Genomic DNA, 946 nt, shown 5'->3' with positions numbered 1-946 from the left:
TCACCACAACCCCACCCCCGGTCGCCAGCACGATGCCGGACTCCCGGGTCAATTCGTCGATAACATCCTGCTCTCGCCGCCGGAAGCCCGCCTCGCCTTCCATATCGAAGATCCAGGGGATGTCCGCACCGGTCTTCTCCTCAATGACACGATCAGAGTCGAAAAACGGGCGATCCAGCAGCTGGGCAAGATGCCGGCCCAGGGTGCTTTTACCTGCACCCATGGGCCCGACAAGAATCAAAGGAACAACAGAATTAGTCTTGATCACCGATTAGCCAAAGCATCCTTCATCAACCGTGGCGTAATAAAGATCAGCAGCTCCTGCTTGTTATCACGCTTTACGGTATTTCTGAACAAGTTACCAATCCACGGCAAGTCACCCAGGAAAGGCGTCTTGGTCACGGAATTGATCTTCTCCTGCTGGAAGATACCACCGAGCACCACCGTCTCGCCATCATTGACCAGCACGGAGGTTTCTACCCGGTTGGTATTGATCGCCGCAGAGCCGTCGGAACTGAAGGAGTCGTTGTTGACTTTCAGCGTCATGATGATATTGCCATCCGGCGTGATATGCGGAGTTACCTCCAGGCGCAGCTCCGCTTCCACGAAGTCGATGGAAGTGGCACCGGAGGACGTGGCCACCTCAAAAGGCACTTGCTGACCAGAGGCAATCACCGCCGGCTGCTGATCCGCTGTCAACACCTTCGGAGTCGCCACCAATTCACCATGGCCTTCAGCCTCTAGCGCAGACAGCTCAAGCTCAATAAGGCCAGAGGTCAAGGAAGTAAAGCCAACAGCAAAACGGGAAGCACTTGCAGAATCTACACCCAAGTCAACCAATAAATCATCGGAGTTATCAGCACCAGGAATAATAAAATCCTGATCAATTTCGCCTGTAGTCGGGTCGATTTCAGTTTCCAGGTTAGTCCCATGCAAGTCCCTAATG

General features: G+C 53.7%; 1 protein-coding gene and 1 pseudogene. Both read right to left on the bottom strand.

Annotation, left to right across the window (positions count from 1 at the left end):
• Nucleotides 1-223, bottom strand: a 223-nt coding sequence (locus A3730_RS08360) for a shikimate kinase (protein WP_304439480.1), incomplete at its 3' end; no start/stop codon positions are given.
• 41 nt (nucleotides 224-264) lie between these two features.
• Nucleotides 265-946 (bottom strand): annotated as a pseudogene (locus A3730_RS08355) (type IV pilus secretin PilQ); the annotation flags it as partial.

This window comes from Alcanivorax sp. HI0044, assembly GCF_001634945.1.
The sequence above is the reverse complement of the archived record's forward strand: the minus strand, read 5'-3'. Positions and strand labels throughout refer to the sequence as shown.